10 protein-coding genes are annotated in these 15,211 nt (G+C 72.9%); 6 read left to right on the top strand and 4 right to left on the bottom strand.

Going from position 1 to position 15,211, the window contains the following annotated elements:
• Positions 1-45: 45 nt before the first annotated feature.
• Positions 46-1,590 carry a carboxylesterase/lipase family protein gene (locus FGW31_RS01440; RefSeq protein WP_142191417.1) on the bottom strand — a complete coding sequence of 515 codons (1,545 nt, stop codon included), beginning with the start codon at positions 1,588-1,590 and terminating at the stop codon, positions 46-48.
• A gap of 21 nt (positions 1,591-1,611) precedes the next feature.
• Positions 1,612-2,526, bottom strand: a complete 915-nt coding sequence (locus tag FGW31_RS01435; RefSeq protein WP_142191416.1) for an MBL fold metallo-hydrolase — start codon at positions 2,524-2,526, stop codon at positions 1,612-1,614.
• Positions 2,527-2,867: 341 nt separating this feature from the next.
• Between FGW31_RS01435 and FGW31_RS01430 the strand changes: the two genes are divergently transcribed.
• The gene (locus tag FGW31_RS01430) at positions 2,868-5,714 is read left to right on the top strand and encodes a helix-turn-helix transcriptional regulator (RefSeq protein ID WP_142191415.1); all 2,847 of its coding nucleotides are present in this window, start codon (positions 2,868-2,870) and stop codon (positions 5,712-5,714) included.
• Between the two features lie 341 nt (positions 5,715-6,055).
• Here the strand turns inward: FGW31_RS01430 and FGW31_RS01425 are convergent, their stop codons facing one another.
• Complete coding sequence (locus FGW31_RS01425; protein WP_220450342.1) at positions 6,056-7,945, bottom strand: ABC transporter ATP-binding protein; 1,890 nt, start codon at positions 7,943-7,945, stop codon at positions 6,056-6,058.
• The gene (locus FGW31_RS01420; protein ID WP_142191414.1) at positions 7,942-9,636 is read right to left on the bottom strand and encodes an ABC transporter transmembrane domain-containing protein; all 1,695 of its coding nucleotides are present in this window, start codon (positions 9,634-9,636) and stop codon (positions 7,942-7,944) included. The genes FGW31_RS01425 and FGW31_RS01420 overlap by 4 nt, the downstream gene beginning before the upstream one ends.
• A gap of 248 nt (positions 9,637-9,884) precedes the next feature.
• On the opposite strand from FGW31_RS01420, the gene FGW31_RS01415 reads away from it, so the two are divergent.
• The 5 genes from FGW31_RS01415 to FGW31_RS36155 all read left to right on the top strand — a co-directional run bounded on the left by FGW31_RS01415 (position 9,885) and on the right by FGW31_RS36155 (position 15,185).
• A complete protein-coding gene (locus FGW31_RS01415) occupies positions 9,885-10,952 on the top strand; it encodes a FecCD family ABC transporter permease (protein WP_220450343.1) in 1,068 nt (355 codons plus the stop codon).
• Positions 10,949-12,058, top strand: a complete 1,110-nt coding sequence (locus tag FGW31_RS01410; RefSeq protein ID WP_142191413.1) for a FecCD family ABC transporter permease — start codon at positions 10,949-10,951, stop codon at positions 12,056-12,058. Before FGW31_RS01415 ends, FGW31_RS01410 begins: the two co-directional genes overlap by 4 nt.
• Complete coding sequence (locus tag FGW31_RS01405) at positions 12,055-12,927, top strand: ABC transporter ATP-binding protein (RefSeq protein WP_142191412.1); 873 nt, start codon at positions 12,055-12,057, stop codon at positions 12,925-12,927. The genes FGW31_RS01410 and FGW31_RS01405 overlap by 4 nt, the downstream gene beginning before the upstream one ends.
• A 117-nt stretch (positions 12,928-13,044) precedes the next feature.
• Entirely contained in the window at positions 13,045-14,019 is a 975-nt protein-coding gene (locus FGW31_RS01400; protein ID WP_142191411.1) for a pirin family protein, read from the top strand.
• A gap of 884 nt (positions 14,020-14,903) precedes the next feature.
• On the top strand, positions 14,904-15,185 hold the full coding sequence (locus FGW31_RS36155; protein WP_142191410.1) for a helix-turn-helix domain-containing protein: 282 nt from the start codon (positions 14,904-14,906) through the stop codon (positions 15,183-15,185).
• Positions 15,186-15,211: the final 26 nt, after the last annotated feature.

Raw genomic sequence — 15,211 nt, 5'->3', positions numbered from 1 at the left:
GGCCCCCGGAGCCCGGCCGCCCGCACACACGTCATCGCGTTCCTGTCACGGAGTGTCCTCGACGCAGGGGCGCACGGAGCGATCCGTGCGGGACGGGCCGGCCCAGGCCTGCCGTTCCCTGCTGCGGGGGTCGTCGACCTGGGTCCACTCGGCGTCGATGCGCATCGTGGCCCGGCGTGTGGTGTCGTACCGGTCCCAGCCGGGGTCGCCGGTCCTGGCGAAGCGGATCCAGGCCTCGTGTGTGCGTGCGGCGAGGTCCGCGGGGGGCTTGTCGGGGCCCAGCAGGGCGCCCTCACCCGCCAGCCGCGGGAGTCCCGCGATGTCGAAGACGAAGGGGAGCTCCACCGCGTGGGTGGCGCCGAGGTCTCCGCCCAGGGCATGGGAGCGCCAGGCGAACTCGTAGCTGAACGTGGCGGACCGGGGGTGGGCGGCATGCGCGCCGGCCAGGGCCCAGCTGCCCGCGCCGAACAGCGCGTCGCCCATGACGGCCGACCGCAGCTCACCGAAGGACGCCCCGGGGCGGGTGGTGCGGTACGTCTCCACGAGCTGCGCGGGCTTCGGGTGCGAGCGCGCCGCGGTGTCGTCGACGTCCCCGGCGGTCGACGTGGCGTACAGGTCCACCGGAACCAGGTAGAGGTTGCCCTCCTCGGTGTTGGTCCCGACGAGCAGGTCGACGTCGGCGCCCATGCCGGCGGCGACGGATTCGGCGGGCTGCGTGTCGAGCACCAGGCTGAAGGGACTGAGGCCGATCAGCGGGTCGTGGTGGGTGGCGGTCCGCAGGTCGATGCCCGCGAGTTCGGAGGCTGCCGCCACCAGGCGCTCGTCGGAGATGTCCGCGAAGGCGCCGACGTGCGGCTCGATGCCCAGTTCCTCGGCCGCGGCCCTGGTGACACGGGCGGCCTGTTCGGTGGTGAACGCACCCAGGCCGCTGCCGCTCTGCACGATCGCCCGACGGAACAGGCCCGCGGCCTCAGGAGTGGCGAGGACGCCGCCGACGACGGTCGCCCCGGCCGACTGGCCGAAGAGGGTGACGTTGTCCGGGTCACCGCCGAAGGCGGCGATGTTCTCCTGCACCCAGCGCAGTGCGGCGACGACGTCGAGCAGGCCGCGGTTGGCGGGCGCCCCGGGGATGTCGAGGAACCCGAGGATGCCGAGCCGGTAGTTGAGTGTGACCAGGAGGACGCCGTCGCGGGCGAAGGCGGAACCGTCGTACAGCGCGGACCGAGTCGATCCGGCGACGAACCCGCCGCCGTGGACGAACACCATCACGGGCAGGTCCCGGTCACCGGCCGCGGGCCGGAAGACGTTGACGGTGAGGTAGTCCTCGCCGCGGCTCCAGCCGGCACCGAAGTAGGGGGCCATGTCGATGCGGCCGAGCCTGCGCCGGGACTGCGGGGCGTTGGGGCCGGGCGCGGTGGCGTCCCGTACGCCGTCCCAGGGTTCGTGCGGCTGCGGCGGGGTGAACCGGCCGGCGCCCAGCGGAGGAGCAGCGTAGGGGATGTTCAGGAAGGTGGCGGTGCCGTCGTCCCTGTGCAGGCCGCGGACGGCTCCCTGCGCGGTGGTGACGACGGCGTCGGGTCGTGTGCTCACGGAGATGCCCTTCCTCGGGTGTCAGCTCTGCTCGGCGTACGGGGTGAAGGGCGCCCAGCCCTTGATGTCGAACGTGGTGCCCCTCCGCACGATTTCGGCGGCGCCGTGGCCGCCCAGGTGCGCGGGGACGACGAGCGCGTTGTTGTCGGCCGCCCAGCCCAGGACCTTGCGGCGGGTGGCGCGGGCGCCCGCGGGGTCCTCGCAGAAGCAGCTGTTGGCGTCCGGCTCGACGATCTGCACCGGGTTGTGCAGCAGGTCACCCACGAACACCGCGCGGTCCGTCCCGGAGTCGAGGATCAGCACGGAGGAGCCGGGGGTGTGGCCGGGAGCCGGCTCCAGACGCAGGTCACCGTCGATCCGGTAGCCGTTCTCCCACAGCAGCGCCTGCCCGGCCCGGTGCACCGGGGCCACGCTGTCCTCGAACACGTTCTGGTTGCCGCGGCCGAACACCGACGTGCGGTTGTTCTCCGGGTTCCAGAAGTCGAAGTCGTCCTTCGGCATCAGGTACGTGGCGTTGGGGAAGGTGGGAACCCACTGCCGCCCGTCCAGGTACGTGTTCCAGCCGACGTGGTCGACGTGGAGATGCGTGTTGATGACGATGTCCACGTCCTCGGGCCGGACACCTGCCCGGGCGAGGTTGTCCAGGAAGTTCGTCCTGAGGTGACCCCAGACCGGCGCGTACGGGCGCTCCTTGTGGTTACCCACGCCGGTGTCGACGAGGACGGTCTTGCCGCCGCTGCGCAGCAGCCAGGTCTGGATCGCGGAATTCACCGACCCGGTCGCGGAGTCCAGGAAGTGCGGGGCCAGCCAGTGGACGCCGTCCTTCCAGACTTCCTGCGAGCTGTCCGGGAAGAAGGTGTGGGGCTCCATCCCGACGGAACCGTAGTATTCCCGTACGCGTGTGATGGAGACGTTGCCGAGCGTGAGCTGTTCCATGGAACCACCTGGAGAATGGGGAGGCATTTCCGGAACGGTACGAGTGGCCCCGGCGGGCGCGGTATCCGTCAGGTGACTGCACCTGTGCCTGCGGCGCACGTGGCTGCACCGCCGCATTCACGAGCCGCCAGCCGGATCCCCGGGCCCGCTCGGCGGCCGTGTCGTGTGCGGTGGCCGGCCCCGACTTTCACGGCTGACTGCAACTCCGTGGACGCCATGGCCGGAATATCCCGGACGCGGACGGCGCTCAGGTGCTCCGAGCAGGTTGGTCACCGCTCCTGCGGGCGCTGTGGCGGTTCCCCGCGCCGGCGTCCGGGGAGATCTCGTCGCTTGGAGCATCCGTGGAAAACGATGGAAGAGTTCGTGGGGACCGGCGCTCGACGCGGAATTCCGGTCCGGCGGTGGTGGGCCGAGAAACCGAGACCGCGGAAATCATCCGGCGGGTGACCGCCGATCGGTCCCACAGCGACGTGTTGATCGTCGCGGGTGACCCCGGTGCCGGAAAGAGCACGCTGCTCGACCTCGCAGCCGATCGCGCACGGGATGCGGGTGGCCGAGTGCTGCGGGCGGTGGGGAGCCAATCCGAGGCGCACCTCGGATTCGCCGGTCTTCACCAGTTGCTGCGCCCGGTGCTCGGCGCAGCGGACGGCCTGCCGTCGCGGCAGCGCTCCGCGCTCCGTGGCGTCCTGGGGCTCGAGGAGTGTGCGCAGCCTCCCGACGCGATGCTCGTCGGTCTGGCGGTGCTGACCCTGTTGTCGGACCTGGCGGAAACCGCCCCGCTCCTGGTGGTGGCCGACGACGCGCAGTGGATCGACCGTGGATCACTGGACGTTCTCTCCTTCGTGGCGCGACGCATGGACAGCGAGCCCGTCACGCTGCTGGTCGGAGTCCGCACCGCGGCCGCACTGCCCGGATTCGACAGGCGGTACGAGCGCCTCGAACTCGGCCCACTGGAGGCCGAGGCGGCCAACCGGCTGTTGGACCGGCAGCCTGCGCCGCCCACCGGCCGGACCCGGGCGCGCATCCTCCAGGAGGCGGCCGGCAACCCACTGGCCCTGGTGGAACTCGCCCACGCCACCGCGGTACGGCACCCCGGGGCCGGTGGCATGGAGGGCCCGCTGCCGGTCACCGACCGGCTGGAGCGGATCTTCGCGGGACAGGCGGCGGACCTGCCCGAACCGACCCGCCGCGTCCTGCTCCTGCTCGCGGCAGCCGACGCGGCGGACGTTCAGGCGGCGGCCGTGGGACTTCCCGAGGCGGACGACCGGGCGTGGGCACCCGCGGAACGGGCCGGCCTCGTACGCCGGGACGGATCCGGCACCTCCTTCCGTCACCCGCTCGTCCGCTCCGCCGTCTACCACGCCGCGTCGTTCGAGGAACGCCGCCGGGCCCACCTCGCTCTCGCGGAGTTGCTGCGCGAGGAGCCCGACCGCCGCGCCTGGCACCTCGCCGCCGCGACCGTACGCCCCGACCAGGACGTGTCGGCCGCCCTGCAGCGGACGGCCGACCGGGCCCGGCGCCGGGGTGGCTTCGCGGCCGCCGCCGCGGCCCAGGAGCGCGCCGCGCAACTCAGCCCGCGCCGCGAGGACCGGGCGCGGCTTCTGACCGAAGCCGCCGCCACCGCCGTCTTCACCGGCCAGCTCGGCTGGGTGGAACACCTGGCCGCCGCAGTCCGTGAGTGCACCGACGACCAGGCACTGCTGGGCAGGGCTGCGCTGGCCACCGGACGGCTCATGTCCCTGGGACCCCGTCACACCGCAGCATTCGCGCTGCTCATGCGGGTCGCCGACGAGGCGGCGGACGCCCGGTCGCCCCTCGCGCTCGACGCGCTGGCCGCGGCGGCGGTGGTCCGCTACTACTCGGGCGAAAAGTCCCAACAGCGCCGGATCCAGGACCTGTTCTGCCGCTTGCCCGACGATGCCGCCGGAGCGGCCCTGCGCGTCTGGGTACGTGCCGTCTCCGACCCCGGCAGCGCGGGAGCCGCCCTCGCACCGGTGCTGCCCGGGCTCATCGCCGAGGCCAGGGGCGACGCCGGTCACCTCACCGCGCTGGCCGTCGTCGCCTGGCTGCTGGACGAGACGACCCTCGCCGGCCGGACCTTCGACGAGGCATTCGACCAGTGGCAGGCCCGTGGACAGCTCCCGGACGGACTGGGATGCGCGGCCGGCTGGACCCGCCTGGAGCAGGGCCGATGGGCCGAGGCCCGATCAGTGGCCGCCGAGATCTCGGCGGTGGCGTCGTCGGCCGGACTCGACCACGCCGAGGCGTGTGCCCGGGCAGTCGACGCCACGGTGGCCGGCCTGCGCGGTGACACGGCCACCGCCCGCCGGCTCGCCGAGCGCGCCCTGGCTCTCGTCGATCCGCTGGAAAGCCGCTCCGTCGCGGTCTTCGCCCGTCGGGCCCTGGGCCTGGCGGCGGTGGCGGAGGGCGACCACGACACCGCGTACACGCAGTTCCGGTCCGCTTTCACCGACGACGGCGATCCGGTTCACTACCACGTCTCCTACACCGTCCTGGCCGACGTCGCCGCGGCAGCCGCCCGCACAGGCCGGCGGGAGGACGCCGCCGCACTGCTGGAACGATCGGCGCGGCGTCTCGGCACGGGCATGTCGGCACGAGTGGCCGCCCTGATCGACCGGGGCCGCGCCCTGCTGGCGGATCCCGAACACGCCGAGCCGTACTTCCGGGCGGCGCTCGCCGAGCCGACGGGTGAGCAGCGGCCCTTCGAACGGGCGCAGGCCCGGCTCGACTACGGGGAGTGGCTCCGGCGCCGGCGCCGAATCGCCGAGGCCCGTCCGCTGCTGAGCGCCGCCCTGGAGACCTTCCAGCGGCTGGGCGCGCGGCCGTGGGCGGAGCGGGCACAGGCAGAACTGCGCGCCGGCGGCGTCGAGGCCACCGTGGCGATGCCTCATGCCCTCACCGAACTCAGCCCTCAGCAACAGCAGATCGTCCACCTGGCGGCCCGCGGCCTGACGAACCGTGAGATCGGAGAGAAGCTGTTCCTCTCGCCGCGCACGGTCGGCTCCCACCTCTACCGGGTGTTCCCCAAACTGGGCATCACCGCCCGCTCACAGCTCCGCGACGTGGTCGAGGCACCCCGTCGGGAGCCCGTGCCCACATCTGGGACGGCAGGGTCCGCCGCCGCACGAGTGCCGGCCCGCAGGTCGAGTACCGTTACGATGCGATGACCACGGGTGCGCGGCGGTCGGTGGGACCGGCGCGGCGGTGCCCGTGACCGGCGCCGGCCTGCCGCCCGGCGCCGACCGCCGCCTCCTCCCGCCCGTCCCGGCCTTCACCGGCGCCGGGGACGCTCGCTCCACTCCGTCGTGCCCGCACCGCGCCTTTCCACTTCACCGGCCGGCGCCCGCGCGCGCCACGGAACCGAGGAGTTCGGTGAGTTCGGTGCCACGGCCACCGCCCGCGTTCGTGGTCAGAACGGGCCGAAGGCCCTCACCGCCCGATCCCGGCGGACCGCCCCGTCCCTCGAACACCTCTCGCCACCGACCGCCCGCACCCGCTCGCCGGGCACCTACCCCTCGTCGCCCGCCACGCCCGCCACGCCCGCCGCGTCCGCGGTCGTCCCCGGTCGGCTGGCCGACCAGGCGGCCCACAGGCGTGCGTAGTGGCCGCCCGCCGCGACCAGTTCCCCGTGCGTGCCGGTTTCCACGACCCGGCCCCGGTCGAGGACCACGATCCGGTCGGCGGTCGCCGCCTGCGGCAGACGGTGCGCCACCAGCAGGCCCGTGCGCCCCTCGAGGGCCTTCAGCGCCGCCGTCTCCAGGACGCGCGCGCCCGCGCTGCCCGCGTCGGCCGTCGCCTCGTCCAGGATGGCGATCGGCGGATCGGCGAGGACAAGCCGGGCCAGCGCCAGATGCTGCGCCTGGGTCACCGTCAGCCGGTGCCCGCCCTCGCCGACGACCGTGTCCAGGCCGTCGGGCAGCGCCTCGGCCCACTCCAGCGCGCCCACCGTGGCCAGGGCGGCCCGCAGCGCCTCGTCGTCGGCGTCCGGCCGGGCCAGCCGCAGGTCCTCGGCGAGCGGACCGGCGAAGACGTGGACCTCCTGGCTGATGAGCGTGACCGCCCTGCGGACGCCCGACGGGCCCAGCTCCCGGGCGTCGGCCCCGCCCAGCGTGACGGACCCGCGGGCCGGCCGGTGCACGCCCGCGATCAGCTTGGCGAGGGTGGTCTTGCCCGCACCGCTGGACCCGACCAGCGCGACCCGCTCCCCGGCGTTCACCTCCAGGCCGACGTCCTGCAGGACCGGGTGGCCGGGCACGTAGGCGTAGTCGAGGGAGGAGACCTTGACCGAGCCGTCCACGGGCGCGGCCCGGCCGTCCGGCTCCGGTGCCGCGGCCGGGCCGGAGACGCCGACCAGCCGGGCGAGGCTCGCACCCGCGGACTGCACGTCGTCGAGGAGGAACAGCGCCGCGTTGACCGGGTTGAACAGACTGTGGAAGTACAGGGCGGCCGCGGTCGCCGTACCGATGCTCACCGCCCCGTTGTCGACCAGCAGGAAACCGGTGACCAGGACGGACGTCATGCCGATGAACTCGGCCAGGTTGAGCCGGGAGAAGAACCCGGTGACGACGTGGATGCCGCGCAGCGCCAGGCCCATCGCGGCCCGCGACCGCTGCTCCATGAGGTCCAGCTGAGGCCCGTTCAGCCGGAACGCGCGGACGGTGCGGACACCGCCGACGCTGTCCAGCAGCTGGTGCTGGAGTGCACCCGTGGCCACCCGGTGCTCGGCGTACACGGGAGCGGCCCGGCGCAGGTACCAGCGCACGGCCAGCACCTGCACGGGCACCGCCCACAACGCGGCGGCCAGGAACCGCCAGTCGAGGACGGCGAGGCCCACCAGGGTGAGCACGATGGTGAAGGCGGAGCGGGAGAACTCCGGCAGGGCCTGCCGCACCGACTTGGCGATCACGGACACGTCGCCCGTCACCCGGGACACCAGGTCGCCCGAGCCGGCCTCCTCGACCCGCTCCAACGGCAGCGCGAGCGCCCGCTCGACGAACCGTTCGCGCAGCGCGGCGAGCACGGTCTCGCCCAGCCGGGCGACGAGTGCGCTGCCGACCGCCGTGGCCGCACCGCGTGCCACGGCCACCGCGACGAGCAGCACCATCGGCACGACCAGCGCGTCCGTGCCGCGCCGCTCCACCACCAGGTCCACCACGTGCCCCAGCAGGGGCGCCGTCAGCAGGCCGATGCCCGTTCCGGCGACCAGCACGCCCACCGCCGTCACCGTCGCGAGCCGGTGGCCGCGCAGCATCTCGCGCAGGGCGGCCCATGTCTCGGCGCCGCCGGCGGTCGGGAGCAGGGCACGGTCGGCGGGGCCGGTGCGGCTCATGGTCTCCTCGATCGGTGCGTCGTCGGTCCGCTCATCGGTGTCGCTCGCGCCGGTTCCCCTGCGGCTCATGCCAGGACCGCCGCACGGTAGGCCGGGTCGGCGGCGACGAGGTCGGCGTGCCGGCCCTCGGCGGTCACCGCGCCGCCGTCGAGCACCACCACCCGGTCGGTCACCGCGAGCAGCGCGGGGCTGGTGGTGACCAGCACCGTGGTGCGGTCCCGGCGCAGGTCCCGCAGCCGGGCCGCGATCCGGGACTCGGTGACCGTGTCCACCGCGGTGGTCGGGTCGTGCAGGACGAGGACGGGCCGGTCGGCGGCGAGCGCCCGGGCCAGCGCGACCCGCTGCCGCTGCCCGCCGGAGAGCGAGCGTCCGCGCTCCGTGAGCACGCCGTCCGCACCGTCGGGCAGCAGCCTGGCCACCTCGTCGGCCGCGGAGGCGGTGAGCGCCCGCTCCACGGCGGTCGCGGGCGTGTCCGGCCCGCGCACGTTGTCCAGGAGACTCGTCTCGAACAGGTCCGCGTCGTGCGGTGCCACCAGCACCGCGCGGCGTACGTCGTCGGGGTGGAGGTCCGTCAGCGGCACGCCGTCGAGTTCGATCACGCCGTCCGCGGGGTCCGCCTCCCGGGCCAGACAGCGCAGCAGGTCCTGCGCCGCGGCCGGATCCCCGGTCACGACGCCGGTCAGGGACCCCGGCGCGAGGTCGAGGTCGACGCCCCGCAGCGCGCCGAGCGTGACGCCCCGCAGCCGCAGCCGGCCGGCCACCGGATCGGGGAGTGCGGCGCCGCCCGGTTCCACGGCGGCGGGCGCCGCCAGCACCTCCGCGATCCGGCGGGCCGACGCACGGCCCTGGGCGAACTCGGCGTTGACGAAGGTCAGCAGCTGGAACGGGCCGAGCAGGAACTGCGCCAGCCCCACCGCCGCCACCAGCTCACCGACACTGATCGTGCCACGCATCGCCAGATACGCGCCCACCACCGCGATCACCGCGATGAACACACCGGTCAGCGCCAGCACCGCCCCCTCGTGCCCGGCCCGGCTCCGCGCGGCGCGCAGCGCCGCCGCCAGCGAGTCCTGACTGGTCCGCCGGTACCGCGACACGGCCGCCGACTCGGCGCCCATCCCCTTCAGCACGCGCAGCCCGTCCACCAGGTCCGCCGCGACGCCCGAGGCGTGGGCGGCCCGCTCCTGCTCGGTCTCGCTGCGGCGCTCCAGCGGCCCGCTGATGCGATGGCCCAGCCACAGCAGCGGCGGGATGCCGAGCAGGACCAGCAGGCCGAGCGGCACCGAGATCCGCAGCAGCGCCACCGCGCTCACCGCGAGCGCGGCGAGCGCCGACGCGCCGTACGACAGGACGGTCACCGCCGCGCCCACGCGCCGGGCGTCGTTGGTGGCGATGCTGGTCAGCGCGCCGGGGAGCCGGTCGGCGTCGGCGCCACCGCGCGGGTCGAGCACCCGGGCGCCGAGATCCAGGCGCAGCCGGTGCGTGGCCTGCTCGCCCGCCGCCTCCGTGATCCGGGCGCCCACGCGGTAACACGTCGACAGGACCAGGAAGACGACACCGAGCAGCACCAGCAGTCGCAGCAGCGTGCCCGAGGAGCCCTTGGCCACCGCCTCGTCGATGATCACGCCCACGATCACGGGAACCAGGGCCTCGCACGTCTGGTGCCCCATGCCGAGGAGCGACGCCGCGACGACACTGCGCCGCCGGCCCCTGATCGCGCCACGGAGGACGTGCCCCCCGGTCGGTCCTCCAGCCGGCATGTGCCGCACCTCCGCGGTGGTCAGTAGGTTAGGCAAGGCTACTCTGAACGCGACCGCCCAGGTACACGGCGCGGAGCGCGCTCCCGCCCCCGCGGTCACACCCGCGCGCCCCAACACCCCACGCAGGGCGGCTCGTTGACCACCGGCTTCTCCTTCGGTTAGCCTCGCCTAAGCTGAACTCGCCGGTCGTGCACGCCGTTCCGTACATCCCGTGCCGGCCTCGCGGACCACCGCCAGGGGGAGTGTCGTTGACGGTCGAAACCCGGGCGGTGCCCACCCGCCGGCCCTCCGCCGCAGCCGTTCCCGGAGCGCGCCGCGGCACCACCACCCTGCGCTCCCTCGGCCTCGTCCTCGCCCTGACCGCGCTCGTCCTCGTCGCCCTGACCAGCGTGTGGGTGGGCACCCAGGGCATCCCGTTCACCACGACGTGGACCCTGCTGTGGAACCCCGACGGCTCCGAGACCTCGGTCATCGTCCACGACTACCGCATCCCCCGCACCGTCCTCGGCCTCCTGGTCGGTACGGCCCTCGGACTGGCCGGCGCGCTGATGCAGGCCATGACCCGCAACCCGCTGGCCGACCCCGGACTGCTCGGCGTGAATCTGGGCGCCTCCACCGGAGTGGTCGTGGGCATCGCCTTCCTGGGCGTCGGATCGGTGCTGGGCCAGGTGTGGTTCGCGCTCCTGGGCGCCGTCACGGCGACGCTGGTGGTCCACCTGCTGGGCTCCGCCGGGCGGGCCGTGGCCACCCCCGACCGGCTGGTCGTCGCGGGCGCGGCCGTCACCGCCGTCCTGTACGCCTTCAACTCGGCGGTGCTGCTGCTGCGTCCGCGCGCCTTCGACCAGTTCCGCTTCTGGACCGCCGGCTCGCTCGCCGGCCGCACCTCCGACGTCCTCCTGACGGTCCTGCCGTTCGTCGTCGTCGGCGTGCTGCTCGCCCTCGCGCTCGCCCCCGCGCTCAACGCGCTCGCCATGGGCGACCAGTTGGGCCGCGCCCTCGGCGTGCACGTCGGGCGCACCCGCGTGCTGGGCGCCGTCGCCGTCATGCTGCTGTGCGGCGCCGCCACGGCCGCCGCCGGGCCGATCGGCTTCGTCGGCCTCGCGGTCCCGCACGTGGCCCGGTTCGTCGTCGGACCCGACCAGCGGTGGGTGATGGCGTACTCGATGCTGCTGGCGCCGGTCCTGCTGATCGGCGCCGACGTCCTGGGCCGTGTCATCGGCGCCCCGGGCGAGGTCCAGGTCGGGATCGTCACCGCGTTCCTGGGCGCCCCGCTGTTCATCGCGCTGTGCCGTCGCCGGAAGCTGGTCATGCTGTGAGCCCCGTACACCGCGCGGACGTCACCGCCGCACCACCGGCACCCGGCAAGACCCCGGCGCCCCGCGTGGTCAGCGGGCTGGTCGTGCGCACCCGGGGAGCCGGGCTGTCGCTGCGTGTCCCCGGCCGCTCCGTGGCCGTCGGCACCGTACTCCTCGCGGTGCTTATCGTGCTCATGGGCGTCAGCCTGACCACGGGGGACTTCGAGCTCTCCGTGACCGAGGTGGTGCAGGCACTGACCGGCAGCGGGTCACCCGGCGCGGACTTCATCGTCAACACCCTGCGCATGCCGCGCCTGGTCACCGGGGTGTGCGTCGGCGCCGCCCTCGCCGTCAGCGGAGGGATCCTGCAGAGCCTCACCGGCAACGCGCTCGGCAGCCCCGACGTCATCGGCTTCACCAACGGCTCCGCCGTCGGCGCCCTGACCGTCATCATCGTGCTGCACGGCAGCATGACCCAGATCGCGATCGGCGCGCTCATCGGCGGTCTCGCCACCGCCGCCGCCGTCACCCTGCTCATCGCGGGCCGCGGGCTGCAGGGGTTCCGGCTGGTCGTCATCGGCATCGGGGTGAGCGCCCTGCTGCTGGCCGTCAACTCGTACCTGATCACCAGGGCCACCTTCCAGGAGGCGCTGGAGGCCCAGGCGTGGCTCCTCGGCAGCCTGAACAACCGCGGCTGGAGCCAGGCCAACGCCATCGGCATCGCCGTCCTCGTCCTCCTCCCGGTCGCCTTCCTGCTCGCCCGCCGGCTCGCCATGGTGGAGATGGGCGACCTCACGGCGACGGCCCTCGGCGTCGGCGTGGCCCGCACCCGCACCCTGCTGCTCGTCGTCTGCGTCGCGCTGGCCGCGTTCGCCACCGCCGTCGCCGGACCCATCTGGTTCATCGCGCTGGCCGCCCCCCAGGTGGCCCGGCGGCTGACCCGGTCCTCCACCCCCGCCCTGGTGCCCACCGCCCTCATGGGCGCCGTGCTGCTCACCGCGAGCGACCTCGCCGTGCAGCGGCTGTTCACCGACGCCCTGCTCCCGGTGGGAGCGGCGACGGGCACCATCGGCGGGCTGTACCTCATCTGGCTGCTGGTCACCGAGTCGCGAAAGAGCCGCGCATGACAGGAAACCGCACCCCCGAACCCCGCCTGCGGGCCGACAACCTGACCCTCTGCTACGACCGGCGGACCGTGGCCACGGGCCTCGGCGTCGACATTCCCGACCACTCCTTCACGGTGATCGTCGGACCGAACGCCTGCGGCAAGTCCACCCTCCTCAAGGCCTTGGCCCGGATGCTGCGCCCCAAGGCGGGCGAGGTCCGTCTCGACGGAGCGGCCATCGCCTCCTACCGCACCCGTGAGGTCGCCCGCCGGCTGGGACTGCTGCCGCAGTCGTCGACCGCTCCCGGTGGCATCACGGTGGGCGACCTGGTGGCCCGCGGACGGTACCCGCACCAGCGGCTGCTGAAGCAGTGGTCCGCGGAGGACGAGACCGCCGTGGTCGAGGCGATGCGCCGCACCGGTGTGCTCGACCTCTCCGACCGGCCCGTGGACGACCTGTCCGGCGGACAGCGCCAGCGGGTCTGGCTCGCCATGGTGCTCGCCCAGCAGACCCCTGTCCTGCTGCTGGACGAACCCACCACCTTCCTGGACATCGCCCACCAGATCGAGGTGCTGGACCTGTGCGCCGAGCTGCACGCGCGCCAGGGACACACCGTCGTCGCGGTCCTGCACGACCTCAACCAGGCCTGCCGGTACGCCACTCACCTCGTGGTGATGCGGGCCGGCGGCACCGTCGCGGCCGTCGGGAACCCGGCGGACGTGATGACCGCGGAGCTGGTCCAGGACGTCTTCGGCCTGCCCTGCCGCATCATCGACGACCCCGAGACCGGTACTCCGCTGATGGTGCCCGCCGCCCCGCGCCGTCCCGCTCCCGACGACACCGACGGCCGGTCACCGGCCGCGGCCGGTCTGCCGGCGGCCCGCCGCTGAGCCCCGGCCGTCCGGGGGCGGCGTTCCCCGCGCGATCCCCGGCCGGGCGTCCTATCATCGCCTTAAGTTGAAAATGGAACTTTCCTGGGTGGTGGCCCGGGCGGTGGAAGGACGACCATGAGCAACACGGAAACGCATCCCACGGAGTCCCTCTGCGGGGCGCACGCCGACGGACCGCCGCCACCGGACATCGAGGTCATCACCGCCCGGGACGTGCCCCTCGGCGGCCCCCGGGCCATGCGCGTGCGCCGCACCCTGCCCCAGCGGGCCCGAACCCTCATCGGCGCCTGGTGCTTCGCCGACCACTACGGTCCCGACGACGTCGGCGAGTCCGGCGGCATGCGCGTACCGCCGCACCCGCACACCGGACTGCAGACGGTCAGCTGGCTGTTCAGCGGCGAGATCGAGCACCGTGACAGCCACGGCGTCCACGCCTTCGTACGGCCCGGCGAGCTGAACCTGATGACGGGCGGCCGCGGCATCAGCCACTCCGAGGTCTCCACCGACCGCACCACGATCCTGCACGGAGTGCAGCTGTGGGTGGCCCTCCCCGAACGGGACCGCGACGCCGGCCGGGACTTCCAGCACCACGTGCCCGCACCGGTCGCGCTCGACGGCGGCGGCGAGGCCCGCGTCTTCCTCGGCACCCTCGCCGGTGACACCTCACCCGTACGCACCTTCACCCCGCTCCTCGGCGCCGAACTCACCCTCACCCCGGGCGCCGACGTCACCCTCGACATCGACCCCGGCTTCGAACACGGCGTCCTCGTCGACAGCGGCGACGTCCTCCTCGCCGGTACGCCGCTGAAGCCCGCCGAACTCGGCTACGCACCCCCCGGCCGCACCACCCTCACCCTGGCCAACCGGGCGACGGGACCGGCCCGCCTGATCCTCCTGGGCGGCCCGCCCTTCGAGGAGGACATCGTCATGTGGTGGAACTTCATCGGACGGTCACATGACGAGATCGTACAGGCCCGCGAGGACTGGATGAAGGGGTCACGTTTCGGCGAGGTACAGGGGTACGACGGGGCTCCACTACCCGCGCCGGAGCTGCCGAACGTACCCTTGAAGCCGCGAGGAAGGGTGCGCTGACCTGCGGATACAGTGCGCCGTACGCCAATAGGACAGGATCGCTGCTGCGCCTGTCCGGCAACGCACGAATCCCGCAGCGCCCGCGTCGGCTCCAGCCGCATACGTGCCTCTGAAGCTGCCTGCGACTCCCAGAGTATGGGCGTCTGTGGGCAGCTCTAGCCGAACACTTGCTGACCTTTTGCTGACTTTACTGACGAGTCATCAAGTTCGGCTGGCGCGGTGCGCTCCCTACTTGTGTCCCTCGCAAGGCGTTCTCAGCGCCCTGACTCTGCGCTGACGCGGGCGCTGGAGTGTTGGGTTCCGTCGTGTGAGGCCATCAACGTGTATAGGGGAGTGGCCGCTTGTGGAAACCCGACAAGTGGCGTGCTGGGCGAGTAGGCACCCAGCCCTGACTTCTGGGTCAGGACGCTTGAGTTGCAGGCTTCCCCCGGAAGCGATGGTGTCCATCAGTCCCCGATGGGCTGGCTGCAACATTCGCATACGACCAGCGAGTCGCTGCCGGGTGCGAAGCCAGTGGCTAGCTCGCTCAATAGGCAGCCTGGATCGTCTCGAGGGCCTGTTCCGTGTCACCTCTGGTTGTTGCCAGCTCCGTCCCATGAGGTACGAGCCGTCGACGTGGACGGCACCGTTCGGGAGTCTGCTGAGCACGGACTTTGCTCGATGTCGCCTGCTGCGGGTAGGCGGCCCGCCGGGACCGCCTCGCCACCTTGTACGGCCAGTGTCGGTTCGGTTCCCAAGAGGTCGACTGGTGACAGTCCCCGAGCCCGACACTCCTTGCCGTACTACAGGGCAATTGGGTCTGGGTGCCTCCGGAGGGGGCAACATAGCGTGAGATCGCCGGTTAGCCAAACCGGCGATCCGCCAGAGAATTGCATCAGCAGCACATGAGAGCCGCGAAGCGCAACGAGAGCGGCAGTGTGCGATCTGGTTTAGGAGGATATTTTCTGATGCAGTTCATGAGCGTGCGGGAAGTGGCTGAGTACCTGAACGTGTCAGCTTCATGGGTTTACAGAAACGCTAGCCGCTCGGGGCTCGTTCCATATCGCTTTGGGGGAGGGGGAAATGCCAAGATTCGCTTTAAGGTGTCTGAAGTAGATGCCTGGGTGAAACAGCAGCGTGCCCCAAAAGGGATTCCGAGTCTAGGAAACGACTCGACTTGCCGTTAGATCATTGTCGCAGCACGATCGGACGT

Origin of the sequence: Streptomyces calvus, from assembly GCF_006782915.1 — a bacterium.
In the GTDB taxonomy this organism is placed as follows: Bacteria; Actinomycetota; Actinomycetes; order Streptomycetales; family Streptomycetaceae; genus Streptomyces; species Streptomyces calvus.
The sequence above is the reverse complement of the archived record's forward strand: the minus strand, read 5'-3'. Positions and strand labels throughout refer to the sequence as shown.

Coding starts and splice junctions, on each gene's coding strand:
- FGW31_RS01435 (WP_142191416.1), bottom strand. CDS start 2,526: ATGGAACAGCTCACGCTCGGCAACGTCTCCATCACACGCGTACGGGAA.
- FGW31_RS01425 (WP_220450342.1), bottom strand. CDS start 7,945: ATGAGCCGCAGGGGAACCGGCGCGAGCGACACCGATGAGCGGACCGAC.
- FGW31_RS01420 (WP_142191414.1), bottom strand. CDS start 9,636: ATGCCGGCTGGAGGACCGACCGGGGGGCACGTCCTCCGTGGCGCGATC.
- FGW31_RS01405 (WP_142191412.1), top strand. CDS start 12,055: ATGACAGGAAACCGCACCCCCGAACCCCGCCTGCGGGCCGACAACCTG.
- FGW31_RS01400 (WP_142191411.1), top strand. CDS start 13,045: ATGAGCAACACGGAAACGCATCCCACGGAGTCCCTCTGCGGGGCGCAC.
- FGW31_RS36155 (WP_142191410.1), top strand. CDS start 14,904: ATGAGAGCCGCGAAGCGCAACGAGAGCGGCAGTGTGCGATCTGGTTTA.